This is a genomic window from Rhodopila globiformis (genome assembly GCF_002937115.1).
In the GTDB taxonomy this organism is placed as follows: Bacteria; Pseudomonadota; Alphaproteobacteria; order Acetobacterales; family Acetobacteraceae; genus Rhodopila; species Rhodopila globiformis.
Map to the genome: position 1 here is coordinate 24,498 of NZ_NHRY01000234.1, position 22,387 is coordinate 46,884.

20 protein-coding genes and 1 pseudogene are annotated in these 22,387 nt (G+C 68.2%); 9 read left to right on the forward strand and 12 right to left on the reverse strand.

Features of this window, described 5'->3' with window-relative positions; translation table 11 throughout:
- Window positions 1-371 precede the first annotated feature (371 nt).
- The 4 genes from ftsH to CCS01_RS23055 all read right to left on the reverse strand — a co-directional run bounded on the left by ftsH (window position 372) and on the right by CCS01_RS23055 (window position 5,706).
- Window positions 372-2,276, reverse strand: coding sequence for an ATP-dependent zinc metalloprotease FtsH (gene ftsH, locus CCS01_RS23040; protein ID WP_104521107.1), 1,905 nt, complete (start codon window positions 2,274-2,276; stop codon window positions 372-374).
- A 151-nt stretch (window positions 2,277-2,427) separates the two neighbouring features.
- On the reverse strand, window positions 2,428-3,660 hold the full coding sequence (locus CCS01_RS23045; RefSeq protein ID WP_146101916.1) for a hypothetical protein: 1,233 nt from the start codon (window positions 3,658-3,660) through the stop codon (window positions 2,428-2,430).
- 5 nt (window positions 3,661-3,665) lie between these two features.
- On the reverse strand, window positions 3,666-4,781 hold the full coding sequence (locus CCS01_RS23050) for a hypothetical protein (protein WP_104521109.1): 1,116 nt from the start codon (window positions 4,779-4,781) through the stop codon (window positions 3,666-3,668).
- 202 nt (window positions 4,782-4,983) lie between these two features.
- Window positions 4,984-5,706, reverse strand: a complete 723-nt coding sequence (locus tag CCS01_RS23055; RefSeq protein WP_104521110.1) for a cation diffusion facilitator family transporter — start codon at window positions 5,704-5,706, stop codon at window positions 4,984-4,986.
- A gap of 111 nt (window positions 5,707-5,817) precedes the next feature.
- On the opposite strand from CCS01_RS23055, the pseudogene CCS01_RS23060 reads away from it, so the two are divergent.
- Window positions 5,818-5,895: pseudogene (locus tag CCS01_RS23060) on the forward strand (MerR family DNA-binding transcriptional regulator); the annotation flags it as partial.
- A gap of 231 nt (window positions 5,896-6,126) precedes the next feature.
- Here CCS01_RS23060 and CCS01_RS23065 read toward each other — a convergent pair.
- The 3 genes from CCS01_RS23065 to CCS01_RS23075 form a co-directional block, all read right to left on the reverse strand.
- Window positions 6,127-6,909 carry an enoyl-CoA hydratase/isomerase family protein gene (locus tag CCS01_RS23065; RefSeq protein WP_104521111.1) on the reverse strand — a complete coding sequence of 261 codons (783 nt, stop codon included), beginning with the start codon at window positions 6,907-6,909 and terminating at the stop codon, window positions 6,127-6,129.
- A 185-nt stretch (window positions 6,910-7,094) separates the two neighbouring features.
- Window positions 7,095-7,844, reverse strand: a complete 750-nt coding sequence (locus tag CCS01_RS23070; RefSeq protein ID WP_104521112.1) for a pirin family protein — start codon at window positions 7,842-7,844, stop codon at window positions 7,095-7,097.
- A gap of 27 nt (window positions 7,845-7,871) precedes the next feature.
- Entirely contained in the window at window positions 7,872-8,090 is a 219-nt protein-coding gene (locus CCS01_RS23075) for a rubredoxin (protein WP_170114664.1), read from the reverse strand.
- A gap of 191 nt (window positions 8,091-8,281) precedes the next feature.
- On the opposite strand from CCS01_RS23075, the gene CCS01_RS23080 reads away from it, so the two are divergent.
- Entirely contained in the window at window positions 8,282-8,929 is a 648-nt protein-coding gene (locus CCS01_RS23080) for a GntR family transcriptional regulator (RefSeq protein WP_104521113.1), read from the forward strand.
- A 219-nt stretch (window positions 8,930-9,148) separates the two neighbouring features.
- Here CCS01_RS23080 and CCS01_RS23085 read toward each other — a convergent pair whose 3' ends face one another.
- Together CCS01_RS23085 and CCS01_RS23090 are read right to left on the reverse strand one after the other, a co-directional pair.
- On the reverse strand, window positions 9,149-9,814 hold the full coding sequence (locus CCS01_RS23085) for a DNA-3-methyladenine glycosylase family protein (protein WP_104521114.1): 666 nt from the start codon (window positions 9,812-9,814) through the stop codon (window positions 9,149-9,151).
- A gap of 45 nt (window positions 9,815-9,859) precedes the next feature.
- Window positions 9,860-10,324, reverse strand: a complete 465-nt coding sequence (locus CCS01_RS23090) for a hypothetical protein (protein WP_104521115.1) — start codon at window positions 10,322-10,324, stop codon at window positions 9,860-9,862.
- Between the two features lie 137 nt (window positions 10,325-10,461).
- Here CCS01_RS23090 and CCS01_RS23095 point away from each other — a divergent pair, with 137 nt between their 5' ends.
- The 6 genes from CCS01_RS23095 (at window position 10,462) to CCS01_RS23120 (ending at window position 16,298) form a co-directional block, all read left to right on the forward strand.
- Complete coding sequence (locus tag CCS01_RS23095; RefSeq protein WP_104521116.1) at window positions 10,462-11,181, forward strand: response regulator; 720 nt, start codon at window positions 10,462-10,464, stop codon at window positions 11,179-11,181.
- Window positions 11,178-12,518 carry an ATP-binding protein gene (locus CCS01_RS23100; RefSeq protein WP_104521117.1) on the forward strand — a complete coding sequence of 447 codons (1,341 nt, stop codon included), beginning with the start codon at window positions 11,178-11,180 and terminating at the stop codon, window positions 12,516-12,518. The genes CCS01_RS23095 and CCS01_RS23100 overlap by 4 nt, the downstream gene beginning before the upstream one ends.
- 449 nt (window positions 12,519-12,967) lie before the next feature.
- Window positions 12,968-13,795, forward strand: coding sequence for an inositol monophosphatase family protein (locus tag CCS01_RS23105; protein WP_239992359.1), 828 nt, complete (start codon window positions 12,968-12,970; stop codon window positions 13,793-13,795).
- Window positions 13,796-13,975: 180 nt separating this feature from the next.
- A complete protein-coding gene (locus CCS01_RS23110) occupies window positions 13,976-14,155 on the forward strand; it encodes a hypothetical protein (protein WP_104521119.1) in 180 nt (59 codons plus the stop codon).
- 538 nt (window positions 14,156-14,693) lie between these two features.
- On the forward strand, window positions 14,694-15,092 hold the full coding sequence (locus CCS01_RS23115) for a membrane lipoprotein lipid attachment site-containing protein (RefSeq protein WP_104521120.1): 399 nt from the start codon (window positions 14,694-14,696) through the stop codon (window positions 15,090-15,092).
- A gap of 96 nt (window positions 15,093-15,188) precedes the next feature.
- Complete coding sequence (locus CCS01_RS23120; protein ID WP_104521121.1) at window positions 15,189-16,298, forward strand: universal stress protein; 1,110 nt, start codon at window positions 15,189-15,191, stop codon at window positions 16,296-16,298.
- A gap of 305 nt (window positions 16,299-16,603) precedes the next feature.
- Here the strand turns inward: CCS01_RS23120 and CCS01_RS23125 are convergent, their stop codons facing one another.
- Window positions 16,604-17,740, reverse strand: a complete 1,137-nt coding sequence (locus CCS01_RS23125) for an acyl-CoA dehydrogenase family protein (RefSeq protein ID WP_104521122.1) — start codon at window positions 17,738-17,740, stop codon at window positions 16,604-16,606.
- On the reverse strand, window positions 17,740-18,945 hold the full coding sequence (locus CCS01_RS23130; RefSeq protein WP_104521123.1) for an acyl-CoA dehydrogenase family protein: 1,206 nt from the start codon (window positions 18,943-18,945) through the stop codon (window positions 17,740-17,742). The genes CCS01_RS23125 and CCS01_RS23130 overlap by 1 nt, the downstream gene beginning before the upstream one ends.
- Window positions 18,946-19,176: 231 nt before the next feature.
- Here CCS01_RS23130 and CCS01_RS23135 point away from each other — a divergent pair, with 231 nt between their 5' ends.
- Window positions 19,177-20,931 (forward strand): B12-binding domain-containing radical SAM protein, encoded by a 1,755-nt coding sequence (locus tag CCS01_RS23135; protein WP_204848408.1) that lies wholly within the window; start codon window positions 19,177-19,179, stop codon window positions 20,929-20,931.
- Window positions 20,932-21,080: 149 nt separating this feature from the next.
- Here CCS01_RS23135 and CCS01_RS23140 read toward each other — a convergent pair whose 3' ends face one another.
- Window positions 21,081-22,031 carry a TIGR03619 family F420-dependent LLM class oxidoreductase gene (locus CCS01_RS23140; RefSeq protein WP_158258556.1) on the reverse strand — a complete coding sequence of 317 codons (951 nt, stop codon included), beginning with the start codon at window positions 22,029-22,031 and terminating at the stop codon, window positions 21,081-21,083.
- Between the last annotated feature and the right edge of the window lie 356 nt (window positions 22,032-22,387).

Genomic DNA, 22,387 nt, shown 5'->3' on the forward strand with positions numbered 1-22,387 from the left:
GCGGTACACTTGCGCCGGCCATGGCGGTTGGACTGTCCGTGCGGCAATGGCAGCGAGGCTCTTATTGGGTTCCGGGGTGGTCAGGCCAGGCAGCCCCGGAAGCGTTGAATGAGCGGCAGTCGTTGCTACCTCGTCATGCCGGGCGAGGGCCCGGCATCCACGCCTTCTGCCGAAATCAGCACCGCAAGGCGTGGATCGCGGCCCGGAGCCTGTGCCCGGGCTTGTCCCGGGTAGCCGCCATGACGGGAAGCGGCAACCTGCCGCGGTCCGCACTATTCTGCGCCTACCGTGAGACATCCCACCACCCCGGAACCCAACAAGAGCCGACAGCGATTGTTCTGCGCCAGGCCCGATGGGTACCGTCGCTGGTATCACAGTGACTCAAGCGGCGCCGTCACGCTCGTAGCCGCCGCCAGGCTGGTCGCAGCCTGCGGCACCGGCGTCTGCGGCGTGGGCAGCACCAGACCGGCGCCCAGCTCCTTCAGGTCGGTGGCGGAGAACGTCTCCTTCGCCATCAGCGTCCGGGCCGCCCGGGCCAGCAGCGCCCGGTTGTCCGTCAGGATGTTCAGCGCGCGGTGATAGGCGTCGTTGATCAGCGCCCGCACCGCGGCGTCGATGGCGCAGGCGGTTGCCTCGCCATAGCGCCGCGGCTGCCAGTCGTGGTGCATCGGCACGTCCAGCAACTGCTGCGCCTCGGGCTCGTATGCCACCTGGCCGAGGTCCGGGTCCATGCCGAAACGAACCACCATGCTGCGGGCGATGTCCGTCGCCTTCGCCAGGTCGTCGCCGGCGCCGGTGGAGATCTCGTCGAACATCAGCGTCTCCGCCGCCCGGCCGCCCAGCAGCACCGTCATGCGGTTCTGCAGCTCGGTCCGGTCCATCAGGAACCGGTCCTCCAGCGGCCGCTGCATCGTGTAGCCCAGGGCGGCGATGCCGCGCGGGATGATCGAGACCTTCTGCACCGGATCGACACCCGGCAGCGCCATCGCCACCAGCGCGTGCCCCATCTCGTGATGCGCCACCACCTCGCGTTCGTGCGCGTTCAGGATGCGGTTGCGCTTTTCCAGCCCGGCGACAATGCGCTCGATCGCCTGGGTGAAATCGTCCAGCGTCACGCCCTCGCCGCCGCGGCGGGTGGCGAGCAGCGCCGCCTCGTTCACCAGGTTGGCCAGATCGGCGCCGGAGAAACCCGGCGTCAGCGCCGCGATCGTGTCCGCCGAGACCGCCGGCGCCAGCTGGATCTTCCTCAGGTGCACCAGCAGGATGTCCACCCGGCCCTTGCGGTCGGGGCGATCGACCAGCACCTGCCGGTCGAACCGGCCGGCGCGCAGCAGGGCCGGGTCGAGGATCTCCGGCCGGTTGGTCGCCGCCAGCAGCACCACGCCGCTGGTCGGGTCGAACCCGTCCAGCTCACTCAGCAACTGGTTCAGCGTCTGCTCCTTCTCGTCATGGCCGCCGCCGCCGGGCAGGATCGAGCCGCGGGCGCGGCCCAGCGCGTCCAGTTCGTCGATGAACACGATCGCCGGCGCCGTCTCCCGCGCCTGCTCGAACAGGTCGCGCACCCGGGCGGCGCCGACGCCGACGAACATCTCGACGAATTCCGAGCCGGAGATGGAGAAGAACGGCACGCCCGCCTCGCCGGCGACGGCGCGGGCCAGCAGCGTCTTGCCGGTGCCGGGCGGGCCGACCAGCAGCACGCCCTTGGGCATGCGGGCGCCGAGGCGGCTGTGGCGGGCGGGGTCCTTGAGGAAATCCACCACCTCCATCAGTTCCGCCTTGGCCTCATCGACGCCGGCCACGTCGGCGAAGGTGGTCTTGGTATCCTTCTCGACGTAGATGCGCGCCTTGCTCTTGCCCACGGCCATCATGCCGCCAAGGCCCTGGCCGCCCATCGAGCGGCCGATGAACACCCAGATCAGCAGGAAGCCCAGCATCGGCAGCAGCCAGCCCAGGAGCGAGGCCGCGGTGCCGGACGACGGCTCGCCGGAGAAGGTCTGCTTCGCCTGGGTCAGCCGTTTGGCGATGTCCTCGGGGACACGGTAGGTCAGGAAGCGCTGCGGCTCGTTCGGTGGCGCGTCGCGCAGCGCGCCGGTGATCTGGTTCGGCCCGACGACCAGGTCGCTGACTTTCCCGGCGTCCAGCAACGTCTCGAACTGGCTGTACGGGATGGTCTTGGTCACCTTCGAGGTCACCGCCAGATCCTGCAGCAGCAGGACGCCGACGAGCGTGATCACGAAAAACCAGAAAATGATGAAGAAGTTGCGGTTCAGCTTCATTGTCGGCTCCGGCACGCAGCTGGCTGCCGCCACAGTATAGGGTGTTGCCGCGGCTGCCGTTGACTGGAATCAACGCGCCAAATCCCTTTACGGCCCTGATGGCTATGGGAACACGCCTGGCCATGACGGTGGGGCGGCAACTCGCCTCCCTCTACCGCTCGTCAGGCCGCCTATCCAGCATCGCCAGCGCCGCGTCCGAACCCGCCAGGATCTCCACCAGGCGGACCTGGTCCGTCCGGTCCAGCCCGTTCTCGGCCTTGATGGCCTCGGCCGCCTGCGACAGCATCCGGTCATAGGCGGAGCGGCCACCCATGACCCGTGCTTCGGTCTCCAGCGCCCGCAGCCCGCGCGCCGCCGCCTCCAGCGCCGGCACATCCTGGTCCGTGGCCATGTGCAGCCGTGCCAGGACCTGGTCCTGCAGGCCGGTGGCGAAGCGGGCGCGGCAACCGGCATCGACCTGCTGGCGGATCACCGCGACCTGGGCGCGCCGGGCCGACCGGACAGTGCCGTCCTCGATCTGCCGCAGCAGGGTTGCGATGCGGCGCACCGCGACGCTGGCCTCGGCCAGGCCGGCGCCGGCGATCTGCGCTTGTACGCCGTCCTCCGCCGTCAACTGGTCCAGCAGGCTGTCGATCGCCTGGTCCAGCGCGACCTTCACTTGCGGACCGGCGGCGCCGGGATGCGTGGCCAGCAGCGACGCCAGTTGCGGCAGGCGGTTCAGCATCAGCCTGACCAGCATCGGCAGGGCGGTCTCGTCAGCGGCCGAGACGCCCTGCAGGATCGCCTGCAGCGCTTCCGGGCTCGGCGGCAGCAGCCCGTGGACAGTTTCTACGCACAGCCGGTGCAGCGCCGGCATCTGTGCCAGCAGCGCGCCGGCGCGGCGGGCGAGCGGCGCGAACATCGCCTCCGCCACCTCGGTCTCGCGCCACAGCGGCGGCGCGGTGGCGTTGGCCAGGATGGCGCCGGCGGCCGACCAAAGTATCTGCCCCTGCGTCGCAACCAGGGCGGTTTCGGATGTGGTATGGCCGCGGATCGCGGCGTCGATCGCCCGCGCCTGCACGCCCATGGCGTGACGGAGGCAGTCGGCCATCGGCATCAACGCGGTGCGTGGGATTTCATCCTGCCCCGGGCGCCACTGCGCGGCCGGCACGATGACAGGATCGAGCGGGTGGAACAGCAGCCGGACGAAACGCAGCGGCCGCGGCGGGCGCAGCACGGCCAGGCGCTGGCGCAACGGCACGATCAGGTCGTCCGCCGCGCCGCGGCTCGCCATGGCGTCGACCGTGGCGACAATCCGCATCACCTGCGCATCCGGCGCCCCGGCGACATCACGCGTGACCCCACCCAGATCACGGTCGCGCAACGGAGGTGGGCAGAAGGCCATGGCGGTCACCGGCTCATGGCGCGCAGGCTCTCGTTGCGCCCGATCAGGGCGAACGCCGCGCCGCCGCTGCGCCAGGCATTCTCGCGGCTGGTCACCCGGCAAGGCTGCTGCATCGCCTCGGCCGGCACCGCCACATCGGTCCAGGCGCCGGCTTCCGTCGGTTGCACGGGAATGAGTTGGGCGATCTCCAGCAGCGCCATGCGGCGGGCCTCATCGCTCATAGCCGCCAGCCAGAGCAGGCAGACCCACTCCCACCCATCCAGCAGCCAGTCGGCGCGGGTGGCGATCGCGGTGACGCTGTCCGGCTCGGCGCACCATCGCCGCAGCAGGCCGACGGGATCCGCCAACGCGGCGCGGGTCAGCGCCAGGACGGCGTGGCCGATATCGGCCGCCATGCGCATGGCGCGGGCGATGGCCCGGCCCAGGCCACCGAGATCGTGGCCCATGTCGGCGCGCAGCCAGTCCTCCAGGGAGTCCTGCGTCTCCTGCATGCGCGCCAGCAGGCGGGGTATGCGGGCATCCCCATCCTGATCGGCCAGGCCGATCGGCGCGGAGAGATCGCCGATGGCCCTGAGGCCGTCGTTGAGCTCGGCCGGCGCGCGGCCCATCATCGGCGCCAGGCGGTGCAGGACCGCGCTGCTGCGGCGATCGATATCGCCGATGCGCGCGGCGGTCAACGTGGCCGCCGGGCCGATGGGCTGCACCTGTTCGACCAGCCGGACGATCAGCAGGAAGTGCGCCTGCAGGCTCTGCGCGCCGGTATCGGCGATGGCCTGCGTCGCCGCGACAACGGCGTCCCGGCCGGCATAGCCGTCCTGCGCCACCGCCAGCGCGGCGCTGCGCATGGCGGCGGGATCGAGCCGGCCAGACCCGGACAGGCGCCGGATCAGCACGGTGTCGTGCACCGTCGGCGTGCCCAGGGAACGGACGCCGGCCCAGTCCAGGATATAGACGCCGCGGCCGCCGGACGGATTTGGCACCACGAGTTCGATGCCGGTCTTCTCGGACTCCCGCACCCGGGTGCCGGCCAGCAGCGGCGTGGTGAACGGCGTGGCCACCCCGCGGGCGCGAAACGTCGCGGGGTGATGGGTTTCGATCAGAAAGGGGGCTGACTGCCGCACGGCGCCAGCATGACCGGCAATCGTGAATCAAAGGTTACTGGCGAGCGGTGTTTTTGCGGGTGAGCGGTCGCTGCCATGTGGTTGGTCTGGCGCACAACGACCCCGCCGATCCCACGCGCGGACCGGTCGGCTCTGCGAGCCGCCGGTATACCCGGAAGCCGCAGGTTTGTTCACGTCTGCCGGCACCGGCGGAATGTCGCGGTCAATCGCAGCAGCAATCTTCACCACGCCATGCCTCGCGCCCTTCCTTGACCAGAAACCAGACGATGCCGAGTGAGGTCACGGAATCAACCCACCAGGCACCGGTGAGACCTTGGGCAACGAGGCCCACCACAACCATGAGAGACAGCCAGCCGCACGTCACACTTTCCATTGCGTCGGCGCGCATGGCGCGACTGCCGAGCGCGTCGGCAACTGTGATCTTCTGTCGCGCGAGGACATACATCACCGGCATCGCCAGCAGAGTGACGACAAGACCCGGCCAGGAGAACGTTGCGCCCGTTTGGGTCCGGAGCTTCCAGCCTGCCGCGATCACCACATAGGCGGCGAGTGCAAACAGCAAGCCTCCCGCGATACGGCTCGCCACGCGCTCCGCACTTTCAGCAAATGCCTGCCCGCGACGAAGCTCAACGGTCAATCGCCAGATCAGGATGCCAGCCGAGGCAAGCTCAATAACGCTGTCGATTCCGAACGCGAGCAGGGACACGCTTGCCGCATGCACGCCGGCCCAGATGGCAACAGCGGCCTCGACCAGCATCCAGCCCACGGTCGTGTATTCCAGCATGAAAGCACGCCGGATCAGTGCTGCACGATCGGGATTGTTCGCCGCGCCGTGCGCCGGCACACCCGTGCAGCAAGCGTCGTGGCAGCTCGACTCTGGCTGGGTGGTGCCTGAACTGGACTGACCGGAAAGGTTGGTATCCATGTGTCACCTCGACGGAAGCGGGCTCGCGCACCACATGAACCTTGTAGCCGCTACAGGGCCAGGAATGACACTCGAAACATAGAGCATCGGCGAACTCGCCCACCAACCGATATGAAGGTCGAAACCATCCGCTATTACGAGCGGATCGGACTGTTGCCGTTGCCCGCCCGCACTGCCGGCATGGCACGGTTGCGGCGTGCCGCATCATTGCGGCATTGACTTCGCGTGCATAGAGCAAAATTTCTGCACCGTGCCTCGGCCATTGATCATGCTGGGCTTTTTCGGTGCAGAAATCCGGTGCGAAGTCGGCTTCGAGTCGAGAACGGTCGTTGAACAGGGCGTTGGTATTACACGCGCTGGATTGAGGTGGGAGCGCGCGAGGCCAAAGCGAGATTGGGATTCCGCAGGAAGACGGGTATATCAACGCCCCTGGAACACCGGCTTCTGCTTCGCCAGGAAGGCGCGGCAGGCGTTGCGGAAATCCTCGGTGCGGGTGAAGTCGCTGGTCGCCTCTTCCTCGGCCCGGGTGATCGGCAGCGGGCCGCGCAGCTTGCGCAGGGCGGCCTTGTGGTAGCGGGCCGAGAGCGGGCTGCCCTCACTGATCCGCTGCGCCAGCGCCATCGCCTCCGCCTCGACCTTGTCGTCCGGCACGACGCGGGACAGCAGGCCTTTTTCGTAGGCCTCGCGGCCGTTGAAGATGCGGCCCTCGATCAGCATTTCCGAGGCGACGCCGGTGCCGGCCAGGGTGATGATCGGGTCGATCTCGGCATACGGGTACCAGACGCCCAGGTTGCGGGCGGTGATGCCCAGGCGGATGCCCTCGCCGCCGACGCGGAAGTCGCACATCGTGGCGATGCCGGCGCCGCCGCCCAGGCAATGGCCCATGATCATAGCCACCACCGGATGCTGGCACAGGCGGATCGACTGCATGCTGGTATCCAGCACATGCGCGTATTCCGCCTCGCGTTCCTGGGTGCCGCGCTCCTCGGCGAAGGCGCCGATGTCGGCGCCGGCGCAGAACGCTTTCTCCCCGGCGCCGCGCAGCACGACGCAGCGCAGCGAGTCGTCCGAGGACAGGTTGTGCATGATGGTGCGCAGGCCGCGCCACATGGCCAGGTCGAAGGCGTTGCGCTGCTCCGGCCGGTCGAAGGTGACGATGGCGATGGTGTCCTGGCGGGTGACGGTCAGTCTGGGGTCTGGCATCGGGACAAGGTCTCCTGTGCGCGGCGCTGCATATGGGCGTGCATTATACGATGACACCGGCCGATGCGATTGTCCCGGCGGGAGACGGCAGGCAGGGTTGCGCATGGCAGGCCGATCGGCCTGGCCCGGGGCCCGGGATGCGTGCCGCGCCGGACCGGTCTTCCGGCGCGGCGCCGGCCGCACGTTCAGATGATGGTTTCGACCAACAGGACGTCGGTGTCCCCGGCGTGCGTCTCGTAGATGATCTCGTCGGCGCCCCAGACCGCCTTGCTGTCCCGCCGCTTGAGCGTCGTGCCGTCGCAGCGCACCATGCCGTCGATGACGAAGGCATAGACGCCGTGTCCCGCCGAGCGCGGCCGGTAGCGGAACGTGCCAGGCGTGTTGCTCACCAGCCGCGACACCCCGGCGTCCTGCGGTATCGTCAGCGTGCCGGCCTGGTCGCCAACCAGGGCGCTGATCCGGTTCAACCCGGCGGTGGCATCGAAATGGCCACGTTCGTAGGACGGCGGCAGCAGCAGCCGGTCCGGCAGCAGCCAGAGGTAAATGGCCCGCATCGGCTCCTGGTGGCGGTTGAGCTCCTCGTGCAGACCGCCGGAACCGGCCGAGAAGGCATAGTAGTCGCCGGGGCCCAGTTCATCGATCTGGCCCAGCGTATTGATGTGCGTGAGCTTTCCCTCCAGTACGAAGGCACAGATGATGAAGTTGTGGTGGGGATGCATGTTGTAGCTGCATCCCGGATGGTAAAACGCTTCGTCGCCGAACACCCGGATGCGGCCGAACCCGGGCCGCCCGTCCTGGTAGTCACCGAAGTTGAAACTCGAGCAGCGGGTAATGAACGCATCGGGATGCCCGCCGGCATAGGCGGCGGTGGCACCGGTGGAGAGGATTTTGTCGTAGCCGCGCTCATCGGCATGCAGGACGAATGCGTTGCTCATGATGGTTTCCTCGGCTTTTGGCTGGGATCAGGCGGCGACCTGTGCCGCGGGCTGCCCGGCGGCGTAGGGAATCTCGACCATTTCGAAGCGGGATTTCGGCGTGCCGCAATCGGGGCAGACCCAATCCTCCGGAATGTCCCGCCAGCGTGTGCCGGGTGTCAGGCCATGTGCCGACAGGCCCATGGCTTCGTCGTAGGAGAAGCCACAGCCAAGGCAGATCCAGCGTTTCAGGGCATCGTCGGTCATTGCAGCCGCCTCTGGGTCGTGACGGGGTGGAGGGGTATAAAATGTCACGTTCTACAGTAGTGCGCTACTATTATGCGTGACATTGGGTGCAAGCAACCTATGTTCCCAACAGCGAAACGTGATCCACCGGAAGGAGGCTCGCCCTGGACGCATCACAACGGACTCCGGAGTCGGTCACCAGCCTGCGCGACATGGTGCTGCGGCGGGTCCGGGCCGACATCGTGTCGGGCCACGCCGGCCCCGGGACCATGTATTCCGTCCCCACTCTGGCCGAGGAGATCGGCGTGTCGACCACGCCGGTTCGCGAGGCACTCCTGGAACTGAGCCACAGCGGGTTGATCACGCCCGTGCGCAACCGTGGCTTCCGGGTCGAGGCGACGACGCTGGAAGACCTGAGAAACGGGTTCGCCCTGCGCGAACTGCTGGAGCGGTTTGCGATGGTGGGCCTGGCCGGGCAGCGGCTGGCCGATACGGAGCCGCTGCGCGGGCTGGCCGACGCGATTGCCGCCGCCGTCGAACGGGAGGACAGCCGCGGCTATATCGAAGCCGATCGCGCTTTTCACCTGGCGCTTGTGTCGCGCCTCGGCAATGCGATGCTGACCAAGATGATCATGGATCTGCGCGACGGCATGCGCCTCTACGGCCTGGACTCGGCAGCCGGACGACAGCGCCAGGTCGCGTCCGTCATGGAGCACTACCAACTGATCGACATGGCATCGGGGGGCGAGACTGATGCGATCGCACGACTGATCAGCCGGCACATCCGAAGCTGGGAGCCTGTCTTCACCGCGGCTCTGTCGGACCGGCTGGATCGGGCGCTGCAAAGCCGGGGACGCTGAACGCGGCGGGCCCCGGCATGCGTGGAACGGAATGACCGCGCCTATCGGGCGACATGGACGGGCGGAACGGCGCCACAGGGAGGCTTGCGGCTGATCACTGGTTTGTCCGGTCACTGGTCTATCCGGCGCGCAAGGGCGGCACGCCTGGAACGTTTCGGCCCTGACCGGGAACGCCCGTTCGGCAGGCCGCGCCAGGTGGTTCTTGTGGTGTCCGAACCGCTACAGCCGCTTCAGGTCATCCATCGCCGGGCGGCCGGTGACGTGCCGCCAGTGGTGCCACAGCAGCCGCGCCGCCAGCGACCGCACCGGCTGCCAGGCGGTGGCAAGCTGCCGCAGCGCCTGCGGGCCGGGGCGCGCCGGCAGTCGTTTCAGGTCCGCCACCGCCGCCGCCAGGGCGATATCCCCGGCGGGGAACACGTCCAGCCGGTGCAGCGCGAACAGCAGGTAGATCTCGGCGGTCCAGCGGCCCAGCCCCTTGATCGCGCCGATGGTGACGATCGCCGCCTCGTCGTCCAGCAGCGCGATCCTGCCGGCGTCCAGCGTGCCGTCCAGGAAGGCGGCGGCCAGGGCGCGGGCATGGGCCACCTTGGGGCGGGAGAAGCCGGCGGCGCGCAGCGTCTCCTCCGGCAGGGCGATCAGGGTGGCCGGGTCGAGCGCGCCGGGGATGGCGCAGACGCGGCCCCAGATCGCCGCGGCCGCCTGGTTGCTGATCATCTGCGCCACGATCGCCTGCAGCAAGCCGGGAAAGCCGGGGGTGCGCGTCCGCCAGGGCAGCGGGCCGGCACGCTGCAGGATGCCGGCGAAATCACGGTCGAGGCCGATCAGGGTCTCGATCGCCGCCAGTGCCTGTGGCGGCGGATGCGGAAAGGCAGTGCCCGGGTCCATGGCGGCAGAGTGGCGCCGCGGACCCGGGGCGGGCAAGGGCGGGGATCAGCCGACGCGGGCGAGGTGACCGGTATGCGGGTCCATGGTGAACTTCGCCACCACTGAGCCTTCCGGCGTGGCGATGCTGAAGGCGATGGGGCCGTTAGCCGTGGCGGCGACGTCGGTGACCTTCCAGGTGTGGTTGCCGTTCCACAGCAGGAACGCCTCGGCGATCTTCTGCACGTCGGCGGCCGACAACTGCCGGTCCGGATGGCGGTAGACCAGCGCGAAGTCGCGCATATGGTGGAGCCAGCCCTCATGCTCCGGGTGGTGCATGCAGCCCATCATGCCCTGCGGGCCGTGGCCTTGCATCATGCCCATCATGCCCTGCGGGCCGTGGCCTTGCATCATGCCCATCGGCATGCCCGGCGGCGGCGCGGGCGGGGCAGGCTGGGCCTGCGACAGCACCGCGCCCGTGGCAGCGCCACCGATGACAAAGGCCAAAGCGGCGGCGAGGATCGTCTGACGCATGGAAACCTCCTTGTTTTGCGACATTCGTATGCGACAGGTTTATAAATGACGCGGCGGCCTGCCGGGGAGGGGCAACGAATTGCAAGGAAATGCAACAACCGTTCCAGTTTCGCGCGCTCGGGCTTATGTAACAGACTATGGAGCCGACACCGCACATCCTGGTTATCGACGATGATCGCGAGATCCGCGATCTGCTGGCCCGCTTCCTGGAAAAGCAGCGCATCCGGGTCACCGCGGTACGCGACGGCAAGGAAGCCCGGCGGGCCTGGCTTAACGGCCACTACCAGCTCGTGGTGCTGGACCTGATGCTGCCGGGCGAGTCCGGCCTCGACCTGGCGCGCTGGTTGCGCGGCCAGTCGGATATCCCGATCGTGATGCTGACTGCGATGGGCGAGGACACCGACCGGATCATCGGCCTGGAACTCGGCGCCGACGACTACGTGCCGAAGCCGTTCAACCCGCGCGAGCTGCTGGCGCGCATCCGCGCCGTGCTGCGCCGTGCCGGCGACCAGGCCGATGTCCGGCACGACCCGGCGGTGCGCGGCTACCGCTTCGCCGACTGGACGTTGGAGCCGGCGCGGCGGCGGCTGCTGAACCCGGACGGGGTGGAGGTGGCGCTGACCGGCGGCGAGTACGACCTGCTGCTGGCGCTGGTGGAGCGGGCGAACCGGGTGCTGACGCGCGACATGCTGCTGGATCTGCTGCGCGGCCGCCAGGCCGGCCCGTTCGACCGGGCGATCGACGTCGCCGTCTCCCGCCTGCGCCGCAAGCTGGAGGACGACGGGCGCAACGCCCAGCTGATCAAGACTGTGCGCGGCGGCGGCTATGTGCTCGCCGCGACTGTTGATCGTTTATGAAGCTTTACCTGTGGCCGCGCAGCCTGGCCACCCGTACGGCCCTGGTGCTGCTGCTCGGCCTGGCGATCGTGCAGGTCGCCGGCCTGACGATCCATGCGCTGGACCGCATGGACGTGCAGCGCCTGGCCCAGGCCCGCGACTTGGCGGTGCGGGTGGCCAGCTTCTACCGGACCATAGCGCTGACCGACCCGGGCCGGCGCCCAACGGTGCTGGCGGACCTGCACCGTGGCCCCGACCTGACCGCGGCCCTGGCCGGCTCGCCGCCGGACGTCGACATGCCGGAGATGCCGACGCCCGAACAGCGGCTGCTGCGCGTCAACATGAGCATGGTGTGGATGGGCGCGCCCAACCTGCGCTGGCGGGAGATGGTGATCTACGGCGGCCATCCCTGGGGCAAAGTGGTGGTGGCGATGCGGCTGCCGGATGGCGAGTGGCTGAACGTCAGGGCCAAGCTGGAGCCGCTGCGGCCGTGGCACTCGCCGACATTCCTGGTGGCGTTCTCGCTGATGACGGCGGTGGCGGCGGTGCTGACGCTGTGGGCGGTGCGCCGGCTGACCGCGCCGGTGCGGCTGCTGGCCGAGGCGGCCGAGGCGCTGGGCCGCGACGTCAACGCCCCGCCGCTGCCGGAGAACGGGCCGACCGAGGTGGCGGTGGCGGCGGTGGCGTTCAACACCATGGCCTCGCGCATCCGCCGCTTCGTGCAGGACCGGACCGAGCTGCTGACCGCCATCGGCCACGACCTGCGCACGCCGATCACCCGGCTGAAGCTGCGCGCCGAGTTCATCGAGGATGACGAGCAGCGCGGCAAGATCCTGGCGGACCTGGAGGAGCTGGAGGCGATGGTCTCGGCCACGCTGGCGTTCGGGCGGGATTCGCGGGCGATGGAGACGGTGACCTCGATCGACCTGGCGGAACTGCTGCGCACCATCCTGGACGATGCCGGCGACGCCCGCCCCGACGTGGCGGATCGGTTGACATACGAGGGGCCGTCGCACCTGACGGTGCAGGCGCGGACGCTGTCGCTGAAGCGGGCGCTGGTGAACCTGGTGACCAACGCGGTGACTTACGGCGGCGCCGCGCGGGTGCGGCTGGCGCTGCAGGATGACCGGATGGTGGTGATCGAGATCGAGGACGATGGGCCGGGGATCAGCCCGGCCGAGATGGACCGGGTGTTCGAGCCGTTCCATCGCGGCGAGCCGAGCCGGAACCGGGAGACCGGGGGCGTCGGATTGGGCCTGCCGATCGCGCGGAACATCCTGCGGGCGCATGGCGGGGACGTGACGCTGGCCAACCGGCCGGCGGGGGGACTGCGGGCGCGGGTGACCCTGCCGGTTTAGGTTGTGGGTGGTTCAGACCGGGGACTGGTCAACGGGGGGGCGGGTCATTGGGGCGCGGGTCATTCGCTCCGGCCGCAAGGCGCTTCGCGCGACGCGCCGTTTTGCTTTTCCTATGAAAATACGGCCTCGCCGGCGTCAGTCGTTTCTCTGTCGTCATGGCCGGGCGTGTCCCGGCCAGCTGCGCACAGGCGGCGGGGGGTGGATGGCCGGGACACGCCCGGCCATGACGGATAGGCGACGGACCCCTCGCCCATTTTCCGCCATCGCGGTGCCGGTGCGCCGGCTGGCCAACTCCGTCGCCCTTCGTAGTCCTCCGCTTCCTCCGTGTTAAAAATGACAGGCCGCGGAACACACGCCACGGTGCCAGCATGCGCACGATCTCCCGCAAAGGCAACGAACCGCCTCGCCGGCCGGATACCAGCATCTCAAACCACGAACGGAGCCAGCGCTTGACCTTCTCCCACCCCGAGATCGACCGCCTCGCCGGCATCCTCGCCGAAGCCGCGCAGGCGGAAATCATGCCGCGCTTCAAGACGCTGGCGGACGGCGACGTGCGCCACAAGACGTCGGTGTTCGACCCGGTGACCGAGGCCGACGAGGCCGCCGAGCGGTCCATTGCCGCCGGGCTGCGCGCGCATTTCCCGGGCGCCCTGGTCGTCGGCGAGGAAGCCACCGCGGCGGACCCGTCGCTGCTCGATCGCCTGGCGGACGCGCCGCTGGCCTTCGTCGTCGATCCGATCGACGGCACCCGCAACTTCGTTGCCGGGCTGCCGCTGTTCGGCACGATGGCCGCGGCGATCGTGCGCGGCGCGGTCGTGGCCGGCGTGATCCACGACCCGGTCTGCCGGGACAGCGCCTGGGCGCTGAAAGGGCAGGGGGCGTGGCTGTCACGCGAGGGGCGCCCGCCGCTGCGCCTGCATGTCGCCGCGCCGGCGCCGCTGGCGCGGATGGAGGCGATCGCCGGCACACACTACCTGCCGGAGCCGCTGCGCACGACGGTGCTGACCAACCTGCCGAAGCTCGGCTCGGCGACGTGGCTGCGCTGCGCGGCGCACGAATACCGCATGGCGGCGGCAGGGTTCTGCCACGTGCTGTTCTTCAACCGCCTGATGCCGTGGGATCACGCCGCGGGCTGGCTGCTGCACCAGGAGGCAGGCGGCTACAGCGCGCGCTTCGATGGCTCCCCCTACGCGCCGCGGCATACCAGCGGCGGTCTGATCTGCGCGCCGGATCGGGCAAGCTGGCAGGCGGTGCGGGACGGGCTGATGGGGGAATAGCGGGCGCGGAAAGTTTCCTTGCAACCTGTCAGGACGCTCGCGCGGCCGGCATGGCAGTGTTGCCAGACAAGAATGTCATTGACCCGGAATAGTTTGACTTGCAGGCGCGGCTGCGCCATGTGTCCGTACGGGCCGGGGCTGCACGCCTGCGGTCAGGATATTTGTGACAGGAAGCAAGCCATGCTGATCTGCGAAGACTTCGGATCCATCGCCGAACGCCTGCGGCAGATTGAACGGGAGAAGGGTGGTGGCGCTGGCTTGCAGAACCCCGCTCCTGCGGATCCCACGGCGCCGTCGCAGGCCGCCCCGCGAGACTTCGATGAGTGGTTCGACAGCCTGATCTGGTCAACCTGCTGCTGACACGGCGAAAGCAGCCTCCGCGCAGGCGATAATAACGTCTGTAACGATTACCTCCCTGAGGCGGCCAATCGGCCAGACGTGGCGAGGCGTCCTGCCGGTCATCCCCTGATCGGCCGAAGCGGGTGCACCGTGGCGCCGGCAGCCGATTTCCGGCCGTGGTCGCCGGCATGACGCCGCGCCGTCGAGCGAACGGATGCGGCGAAGATGCCGACCATATCAGCTTCGGTGCTGGTTGCCGATGAAACCGGCTTCCTCGGATACGGCAAGGCGGCCTGCTGCGTGGCTCGTCAACCCACCGGGCCGGTGGGCAGGATCACCGGCCACTGCTATTGCCGGCTCGCCTTGAAACCGGCAAGGCACGGAAGCACCGGCCCAGCCTGCGTTCCGGCGCTCGGTGAAAGGTTCCGCTGACCGGCGTGCACCTGCGGCGCGGCATCCCGGTACCGGTTGGTTGACGCCACCCGAGCACGACAGGTTGATCATTCCCGCCTTGCTACCCTGTCACGCCCGCCCGACCTGGACTCTGGGAGGAAGTACCATGCGTAAGCTGATTCTGGCGCTTGGTGCCGCCTGTTTGCTCAGCGGCTGCGCCAATTACGGTGGCTACGACTATGCATACCCGTATGGCTACAGCTATGGGCCGACATACGCCGCCTATGGCTATGGATACCCCTATGGCTACGGCTATGCGGGATTCCCTATCGTTCTCGGCGGTGGCGTGTACGGCTTCCGGCGCTTCGACCACGATTTTCACGACAGATTCGATCATGGCTGGAGCCATGGAGGATGGGGTCACGCCGGCTGGCACGGCGGTTTTGCGCGAGCCGAAGCATTTCACGGCGGCTTCGCGCGAGCGGGAGGATTTCATGGTGGCTTCGGCCACGGCGGCTTTGGCCACGGCGGAATGGGCCATGGTGGTGGCGGCCACGGCCGCTGAACAGTCGTGGCGCGGCATCGCCGATCTGACCGCGGCGGCACGGCAGGCGGCGTGCGTGACGATCTCGCTTCCTGACGGGGCGCCGGGATTTTGGGCATGATCCGGCAGCCGGAAAGGAGTGACGGCGTGTGCATGTTCCGGGGCAGGAAGCGCCGGTTCCGCCAGGGCCCGGACCGGCTCCAGCAGGAATCCTGCAGGCGCAGGAGAACCGTCGAACCGGATATCCTGCAACGACTTTCCACCCTTTTGTGTCGCTGCAGCCGTCTTGTTTTACTTGTCGCCAATGAATCCCGATCGTATCGTGCCGAGGGCGATATGCCTGCCCGTATCGTTGCCTCTGCACGTGAGGATTGGATGCCGCTCAAGAGCCTGCTTGTTCACCTCGACCCGACCGGGCACAGCTTGCAGCGGCTCCAGGCCGCGGTCGCCATGGCTGCGCGGCACCACGCCCGGCTGACAGGGCTCTACGTCAAGGATCTCAGCGTCGCGCAGCTTACCCAGCAGCGAGCCGCCGAACTTGGCCTGTATCCAGCCGACGAACTGAACAGGGTCATTGGCTCGTTCGACACGGCGATCGAAACAGCCGCCGCGACGGCGCGGGAGCAGTTCGAGCGCGCAACCCAGGCCGCCGGCGTGCAGGCCGAGTGGCTGTGCGAGGCGGGAAAGGCGGACGAGATCGTGCCGCTGCGGGCCCGCAGCGTCGATCTCTGCATTCTCGGGCACTGGAAGCCCGAAATGGAGAATTTGCCATATCTTCCGCGCCTGGTCGAGCAGGTGCTGTTCCTGTCCGGGCGGCCGACCCTGATCATCCCGGGCACGGACGGGACAACGGACCCGGGTCGGCACGTGCTGGTCGGCTGGGACGGAAGCCGGGCTGCGGCGCGTGCGGTCCATGATGCCCTGCCGATCATCGCTGCGGCCGAGCACACCACAGTGCTGACGGTGAACGCGACGGAAGGCGATGGCGCCAGCGGCGAGGATATCGTGCGCCACTTCAACGCTCACGGCGCCACGGCGACAACGGTATGTATCCAGGCCGAAACATCCGACATCGGTGAGGCAATTCTGCGGCATGCAGAAAGTATCAAGGCCGATATGATCGTGGCAGGCTGTTACGGGCATTCCCGGCTGCGCGAACTTATTCTGGGCGGCGTGACGCGCACGCTGCTGCGTCAGATCACGCTGCCGGTCCTGATGTCCTCTTAGGGCCTGAGGCAGAACAACCGCTCCACGTGTCGCGCGAACGCTTCAACCGGCATGGCCGGTAGCCGGGACAAGCCCGGGCACGGCAAACCGCAGTTTGCTTGGGACGAAGTTATTGGCCTGTTGTCATGGCGGGCGCAGGCCCGCCATCCACACCTGGCGGTGCTGAATGCGGCAAAAGGCGTGGATGGCGGCCCGGAGCCTGTGCCCAGGCTTGTCCCGGGTGGCCACCATGACGAGGAACGCGCGTCGCCACTGCGACCAGACGATGGCAAGAGCCGGCTCGCTACACCGCAAGCCGATCGGCTTTACCTCACCTCGGCCGCCAGCTTCGCCAGATAATACGCCGGATCGCCGAACAGCCGCTCGATCACCATGCAGCGGCGGAAGTAGTGGCCGACGGCGTATTCCTCGGTCATGCCGATGCCGCCGTGCATCTGTACCGCGCTCTGCGACACGTATCGTCCGGCCTGGCCGATGCCCACCTTCGCCAGCGCGATATCGTGCGTCCGCGCCGCGTCGTCGGGATTGTCCACCGACATGGTCGCCAGCATCGCCATGCTGCGGCCCTGCTCCTGCGTCATGAACATGTCCGCCAAGCGGTGCTGCACCACCTGGTACGAGCCGATCGGCTGGCCGAACTGGACGCGGGTCTTGCTGTATTCCAGCGTCATCTCGTTCATGGCTTCCATCGCGCCGACAGTCTCTCCCGCCGTCGCCGCGATCCCCGCCTCCACCACCCGCCGGACAATCGGCAGGCCGTGCCCGACCTCGCCCAGCACGTCGGCATCCGGCACCGAGACGTTCGACAGGGCGATGTCGGCGGCGCGGGTATCGTCGCGGCTGAGGTAGCCGCGTCGCGCCACGCCCGGCGCCTGGGCATCGACCAGGAACAGCGTGATGCCGTCCTCGTCATGCCGATCGCCGCCGGTGCGGGCGCTGACGATCAGTTTGTCGGCGGCCTCGCCGTGCGAAACGACCGTCTTCGATCCGTCCAGCACCCAGCCCGAACCGTCGCGCTTCGCCGTTGTCACCACGTCGTTCAGGTCGTAGCGCGCCTGCCGCTCGCCGTGGGCGAAGGCCATCTTCAGGCGGCCCTCGGCGATGGCCGGCAGGATCGCCTGCTTCTGCTGCGCGGACCCGGCACGGTTCACCGCGGTGCCGGCCAGCACAACGGTGGACAGGAACGGCTCCAGCACCAGCGCGCGGCCGAACGCCTGCATCACCAGCATGACTTCCTGCGCGCCGCCGCCGAAGCCGCCGTATTCCTCGGCGAACGGCAGCCCGAGCAGGCCAAGCTCGGCGAACTGCGACCAGATGGCGGGCGCGTAGCCCTCGGCCTGCCCCATGTAACTCTTGCGCTGGGCGAAGCCGTAGGTGTCGCCCAGCATCCGCGTGACGCTTTCGACCAGCAGCCGCTGGTCTTCGGATGGTTCAAAATCCATTACAGCCCCAGCACCGCTTTGGTCAGGATGTTCTTTTGGATCTCGTTGGTGCCGCCGTAGATCGAGGCGGCGCGCAGCATCAGGTAGCTGGCGGTGCCGGCGCTGGAGGCCTCCAGCATCTCATCCGGCTCGTTCATCGCCGCCAGTTCCTGCGCCCATATCGGCGTCGCCATCGGCCCGGCGACATCCACCGCCAGCTCGGTGGTCGCCTGCAGCAGTTCGGTGCCCTTGACCTTCAGCACCGACGACAGTGGATCCGGCTTGCCTGCGCCCTTCGCCTTGTCGTAGGCCGAAACGACTCGGTACTGCGTGATCTCCAGCGCCTTCATGTCCACCTGCAACTGTGCGACACGCTGGCGGAACGTCTGGTCCTGGATCAGCGGCGCGCCGTTGAAGTTGACCTCCCGCGCCATGTCCACCGCGGCGCGCACCCGCTCCTGCGATTTGCCAAGGCGGGCGATGCCGGTGCGTTCGTTACCCAGCAGGAACTTCGCCACGTCCCAGCCCTTGTTCTCGGCGTGCACGCGCATCGACACCGGCACGCGCACGTCGTCGAAGAACACCTCGTTCAAATGATGACTCGCATCAATTGAAATGATCGGCCGCACGGTGATGCCGGGCGTCTTCATGTCCACCAGCAGGAATGAAATCCCCTCCTGCCGCTTGCGCGCGTTCGGATCGGTGCGGACAAGCAGGAAGCACCAGTCGGCGTTGTGCGCGGTCGAGGTCCAGATCTTCGAACCGTTGACAACGTAATGATCGCCATCCAGCTTTGCCGCCGTCTTCAGCGACGCCAGGTCCGATCCGGCGCCCGGCTCGGAGAAGCCCTGGCACCACCAGTCGTCCAGGTTGGCGGCGCGCGGCAGGAAGCGCTGCTTCTGCTCATCGGTGCCGAACTGCAGCAGCACCGGGCCGAGCATGGTGATGTTGAACGACAGCAGTTCCGGCGCCGGCGCCATCAGGTTCTCTTCCAGGAAGATCATCCGCTGGATCGCCGTCCATCCCGGCCCGCCCCATTCTTTCGGCCAGGACAGCGCCGCCCAGCCCTTGGCGTTCAGGATTCGCTGCCAGCGCACGGTATCCTCCTTGCGCGGCGGGTGGCCGAGCTTCATGCGCTCGCGCGTGTCGGCCGGCAGGTTGTCGCGGATGAAGGCGCGGACTTCCTCGCGGAAGGCGAGCTCTTCCGGGGTGAAGCGAAGATCCATTGGATATGTCCCCTCCTACTGGCGGGTAAGCTTAGGCCCGCGGGGGGGAGGTGCGCAATCCGGGCGGCAAGTGCCGCCGGCTTATGGCCTGGCGTGCGCCGGAGCCCGGTGCGGTGAGGCTGGACGGTCACGCCCGGCCATGACGGGGAGAGAACGGCCGCTGCGACAATCCGTATTGCCTGTATCAACCTGCCTGTGATTGTCTGGCGGCAAGAATCAGGGAGACTCGCCGTGACACACGCGGAACATCCACACAGGCGGTTCCGCCTCGTCCTGATCAAGCCGTCGCACTACGACGACGATGGCTACGTCATCCAGTGGTTCCGTTCCTCGATGCCCTCCAACAGCCTGGCCGCGCTGTACGGGCTGGCGACGGATTGCGCGGCCCGGCAGGTGCTGGGCACGGATACCCAGATCGTCGTGGATGCCTACGACGAAACCAACACCCGCATCCGGCCGGAGCGGATCGCACGCGACATCCGCCAGGCCGGGGCAGGGCTGGTGGGATTCGTCGGCGTACAGTCCAACCAGTATCCACGGGCCATGGACCTGGCGCGCCGGTTCCGCGCCCTGGGCATCGACGTCGTCATCGGCGGGTTCCACGTTTCGGGTACGCTCGCCATGCTGCCGGCCATCACGCCGGAGCTGCAGGAGGCGATCGACCTCGGCATCGTGCTGTATGCCGGCGAGGCGGAAGACGGGCTGGAGGCGCTGCTGCGCGACGCCGCGGCCGGCCGGCTGCAGCCGATATACAATCACATGGCCACGTTGCCGAACCTGGCCGGCGTGCCGATCCCCTGGCTGCCACCCGACCGCGTCGCGCGAACGGCCGGACGAATGACGACGTTCGACGCGGGGCGCGGCTGCCCGTTTCAATGCAGCTTCTGCACCATCATCAACGTCCAGGGCCGCGTCTCGCGCCGCCGCACCGCCGACGACGTGGAAGCGATCGTCCGGCGGAATGCCGCGCAAGGGGTGCAGAGCTTCTTCATCACCGACGACAATTTCGCCCGCAACAAGGACTGGGAACCGATTTTCGATCGGCTGATCGCCCTGCGCGAACAGGAGGGTTTCACCATCAAGCTGACCATCCAGGTGGACACGCTGTGCCACCGGATTCCCGGCTTCATCGAGAAAGCCGGGCGCGCCGGCGTGGCGCGGGTGTTCATCGGCTTGGAGTCGATCAACCCGGACAGCCTGCTCGCGGCGAAGAAGAAGCAGAACCGCATCACCGAATATCGCAATATGCTGCTGGCCTGGAAGCGGATACGCGCGGTGATCTGGGCCGGCTACATCATCGGCTTCCCCGCCGACACCCCGGCCACCGTGGCGCGGGACATCCGCATCATCCAGCACGAACTGCCGATCGATTTCCTGGAGTTCTTCATCCTGACCCCGCTGCCGGGGTCGGAGGACCATCAGAAGCTGGCCCTGGCCGGTACCGAAATGGACGCCGACCTCAACCGCTATGACACGTTCCACGTCGTGACGGCTCATGGCGGCATGAGCCGCGGTGCGTGGGAGCAGGCCTACTGGACCGCCTGGCGCAGCTATTACTCGCCCGCGCACATGGTGACGCTGATGCGCCGTGCCGCGGCCACCGGGATCTCGCTTGGCAAGATGCTGACCATGCTGCTGAGTTTCTGGAGCCTGAGCCTGGTCGAGCACACTCATCCGCTGGAAGGCGGCTACCTCCGCCGCAAGGTGCGCACCGAGCGCCGGCCGGGATTGCCCATCGTGCCGGCATGGCGCTTCTGGCCGGGGTATGCAGCCGATATGGCGATGAAGCATGCCCGCATCGGATCGATGGCGGCGCGGCTGCTGCTGGTGCGCCGCGAACTGAAGCGGGATGAGGCGGCGCGGGACTATCGCGACCTTGCGCTGACACCCGTCAGCGACGACGACGCGTTAGAATTGTTGACGGTGACGGAAACGGCCCGGCGCGCGGCCGGCACGAAGTTGCGGCCCCTGGCGAACGCGCGGTGAGCGCCAAAGGCGCGCCAGGATAAGCGGAGTGGCGAACCGGGGTCGTCTCCCTGTCGTCATGGCTGGGACCGCCCGCCCATGACGAGGGAGCAGGGACCTTGCTCCGCCGCCCCATGCATCCTGGCAGGCGTGACGAAGCGCTCGGCCGCTCAAAGTTTCGTCAGAACGCCGTCGCGGAATCGGCGCATGGTATCGAGCGTCCGCTCCAGCGTCCGCGCCGTCAGGCGGACATCGACCGCGCTGACGCCAAGCTCGCCCAGGGCCTTGATGTCGCCGACCCAGTCGGCATCGCTGCCGGTGAACAGCTCGGCCGCGCCGTCGATCTGGCCGCGCGGCTTCAGTCCCGGGCCGGACAGCACCCGCAGCGCGACGGCGATCTCGGCCGGATCGCGATTGCCTTTCTCGGCGAAGCCGCGGAAGCGCGCCAACCCGGCCTTGAAGCGTTCGAGCGTGTTCATCGGGAACTGCGGATTGGTGCCGACGGGATACCAGCCCTGGGCGTAGCGCACCGTGCGGCGCAGCGCCGGCGCGCTCTCGCCGCCGACCCAGATCGGGATCGGCTGCTGCACCGGCTTCGGAGTGAACACGACGTCGTCGAAGCTGACGTACTTGCCGGAGAATTTCGGATACTCGGCGGACCACAGTTCCTTGCAGACGTCTATCCATTCATCGGTGACGGCGCCGCGGTCGTCGAACGGGGCGGCGTTGACGGCCTCGAACTCCTCGCGGCACCAGCCGACGCCGATTCCCAGCGTCAGGCGGCCCTTCGAGAGGGTGTCGATGGTCGAGAGCAGCTTCGCCGTCAGCACCGCCGGCCGGTAGGGCACCACCATCACCGACAGCACGAAGCGCAGCTTCTGCGTCAGCGCGGCGAGCCAGGCGGTGGTGGCAAGCTGCTCCAGCCAGGCCGCCTCCGGTCCCGCAGGAAACTCGCCGGTGTCGGTGTAGGGATATTTCGAGGCCAGGTTGCGCGGCACCATGATGTGGTCGCTGACCGTGGCATAGTCGAAACCCAGCGCCTCGCCCTCGGTGATGATCCGGCCCAGGCTGTCGGGCTCGATCAGAGGCCCGGAGGTGGGCGCGTTGAAGCCGATGTGCATGGTGTCCTCCCGGTTGTTGTTGCCGCCCCTTAGGCGGGCCCCTTGGGCGGGCCCCTTGGGCGGGGCCATTCCAGACGGCCGGCCAAATCGGCCACGGCGCGACACGGAGCAAGGCAGATCGGTCGCGCCGGCCGCCAGCCTAGCCGCCCGGCGCCAGGGTCCGCCGGCGCGAGCGGTCCGTCCGTCGCTTCCTGCTGTCCTTGATCAGATCTTGATGCCTGTGCCCGGCCGCCGGCCAAGCGTGCCGTTCGGCCCAGCGTCTTGTCAAACCGGCGTCCAGGGCGTGCGGGGGAAAGCCGCGGAGGCTACCGGGCACGGCTCGAGCTGGAGCGTTCCTGCGAAGTCGGAGCCAGCAG

Excerpts from the sequence above, each read along its gene's own strand:
- ftsH (WP_104521107.1), bottom strand. The coding sequence starts at position 2,276 with ATGAAGCTGAACCGCAACTTCTTCATCATTTTCTGGTTTTTCGTGATC.
- CCS01_RS23085 (WP_104521114.1), bottom strand. The coding sequence starts at position 9,814 with ATGGACCCGGGCACTGCCTTTCCGCATCCGCCGCCACAGGCACTGGCG.
- CCS01_RS23100 (WP_104521117.1), top strand. The coding sequence starts at position 11,178 with ATGAAGCTTTACCTGTGGCCGCGCAGCCTGGCCACCCGTACGGCCCTG.
- CCS01_RS23045 (WP_146101916.1), bottom strand. The coding sequence starts at position 3,660 with ATGGCCTTCTGCCCACCTCCGTTGCGCGACCGTGATCTGGGTGGGGTC.
- CCS01_RS23075 (WP_170114664.1), bottom strand. The coding sequence starts at position 8,090 with ATGACCGACGATGCCCTGAAACGCTGGATCTGCCTTGGCTGTGGCTTC.
- CCS01_RS23070 (WP_104521112.1), bottom strand. The coding sequence starts at position 7,844 with ATGAGCAACGCATTCGTCCTGCATGCCGATGAGCGCGGCTACGACAAA.
- CCS01_RS23095 (WP_104521116.1), top strand. The coding sequence starts at position 10,462 with ATGGAGCCGACACCGCACATCCTGGTTATCGACGATGATCGCGAGATC.
- CCS01_RS23115 (WP_104521120.1), top strand. The coding sequence starts at position 14,694 with ATGCGTAAGCTGATTCTGGCGCTTGGTGCCGCCTGTTTGCTCAGCGGC.
- CCS01_RS23125 (WP_104521122.1), bottom strand. The coding sequence starts at position 17,740 with ATGGATTTTGAACCATCCGAAGACCAGCGGCTGCTGGTCGAAAGCGTC.
- CCS01_RS23090 (WP_104521115.1), bottom strand. The coding sequence starts at position 10,324 with ATGCGTCAGACGATCCTCGCCGCCGCTTTGGCCTTTGTCATCGGTGGC.
- CCS01_RS23140 (WP_158258556.1), bottom strand. The coding sequence starts at position 22,031 with ATGCACATCGGCTTCAACGCGCCCACCTCCGGGCCTCTGATCGAGCCC.
- CCS01_RS23110 (WP_104521119.1), top strand. The coding sequence starts at position 13,976 with ATGCTGATCTGCGAAGACTTCGGATCCATCGCCGAACGCCTGCGGCAG.
- CCS01_RS23055 (WP_104521110.1), bottom strand. The coding sequence starts at position 5,706 with ATGGATACCAACCTTTCCGGTCAGTCCAGTTCAGGCACCACCCAGCCA.
- CCS01_RS23065 (WP_104521111.1), bottom strand. The coding sequence starts at position 6,909 with ATGCCAGACCCCAGACTGACCGTCACCCGCCAGGACACCATCGCCATC.
- CCS01_RS23080 (WP_104521113.1), top strand. The coding sequence starts at position 8,282 with ATGGTGCTGCGGCGGGTCCGGGCCGACATCGTGTCGGGCCACGCCGGC.
- CCS01_RS23130 (WP_104521123.1), bottom strand. The coding sequence starts at position 18,945 with ATGGATCTTCGCTTCACCCCGGAAGAGCTCGCCTTCCGCGAGGAAGTC.
- CCS01_RS23120 (WP_104521121.1), top strand. The coding sequence starts at position 15,189 with ATGATCCGGCAGCCGGAAAGGAGTGACGGCGTGTGCATGTTCCGGGGC.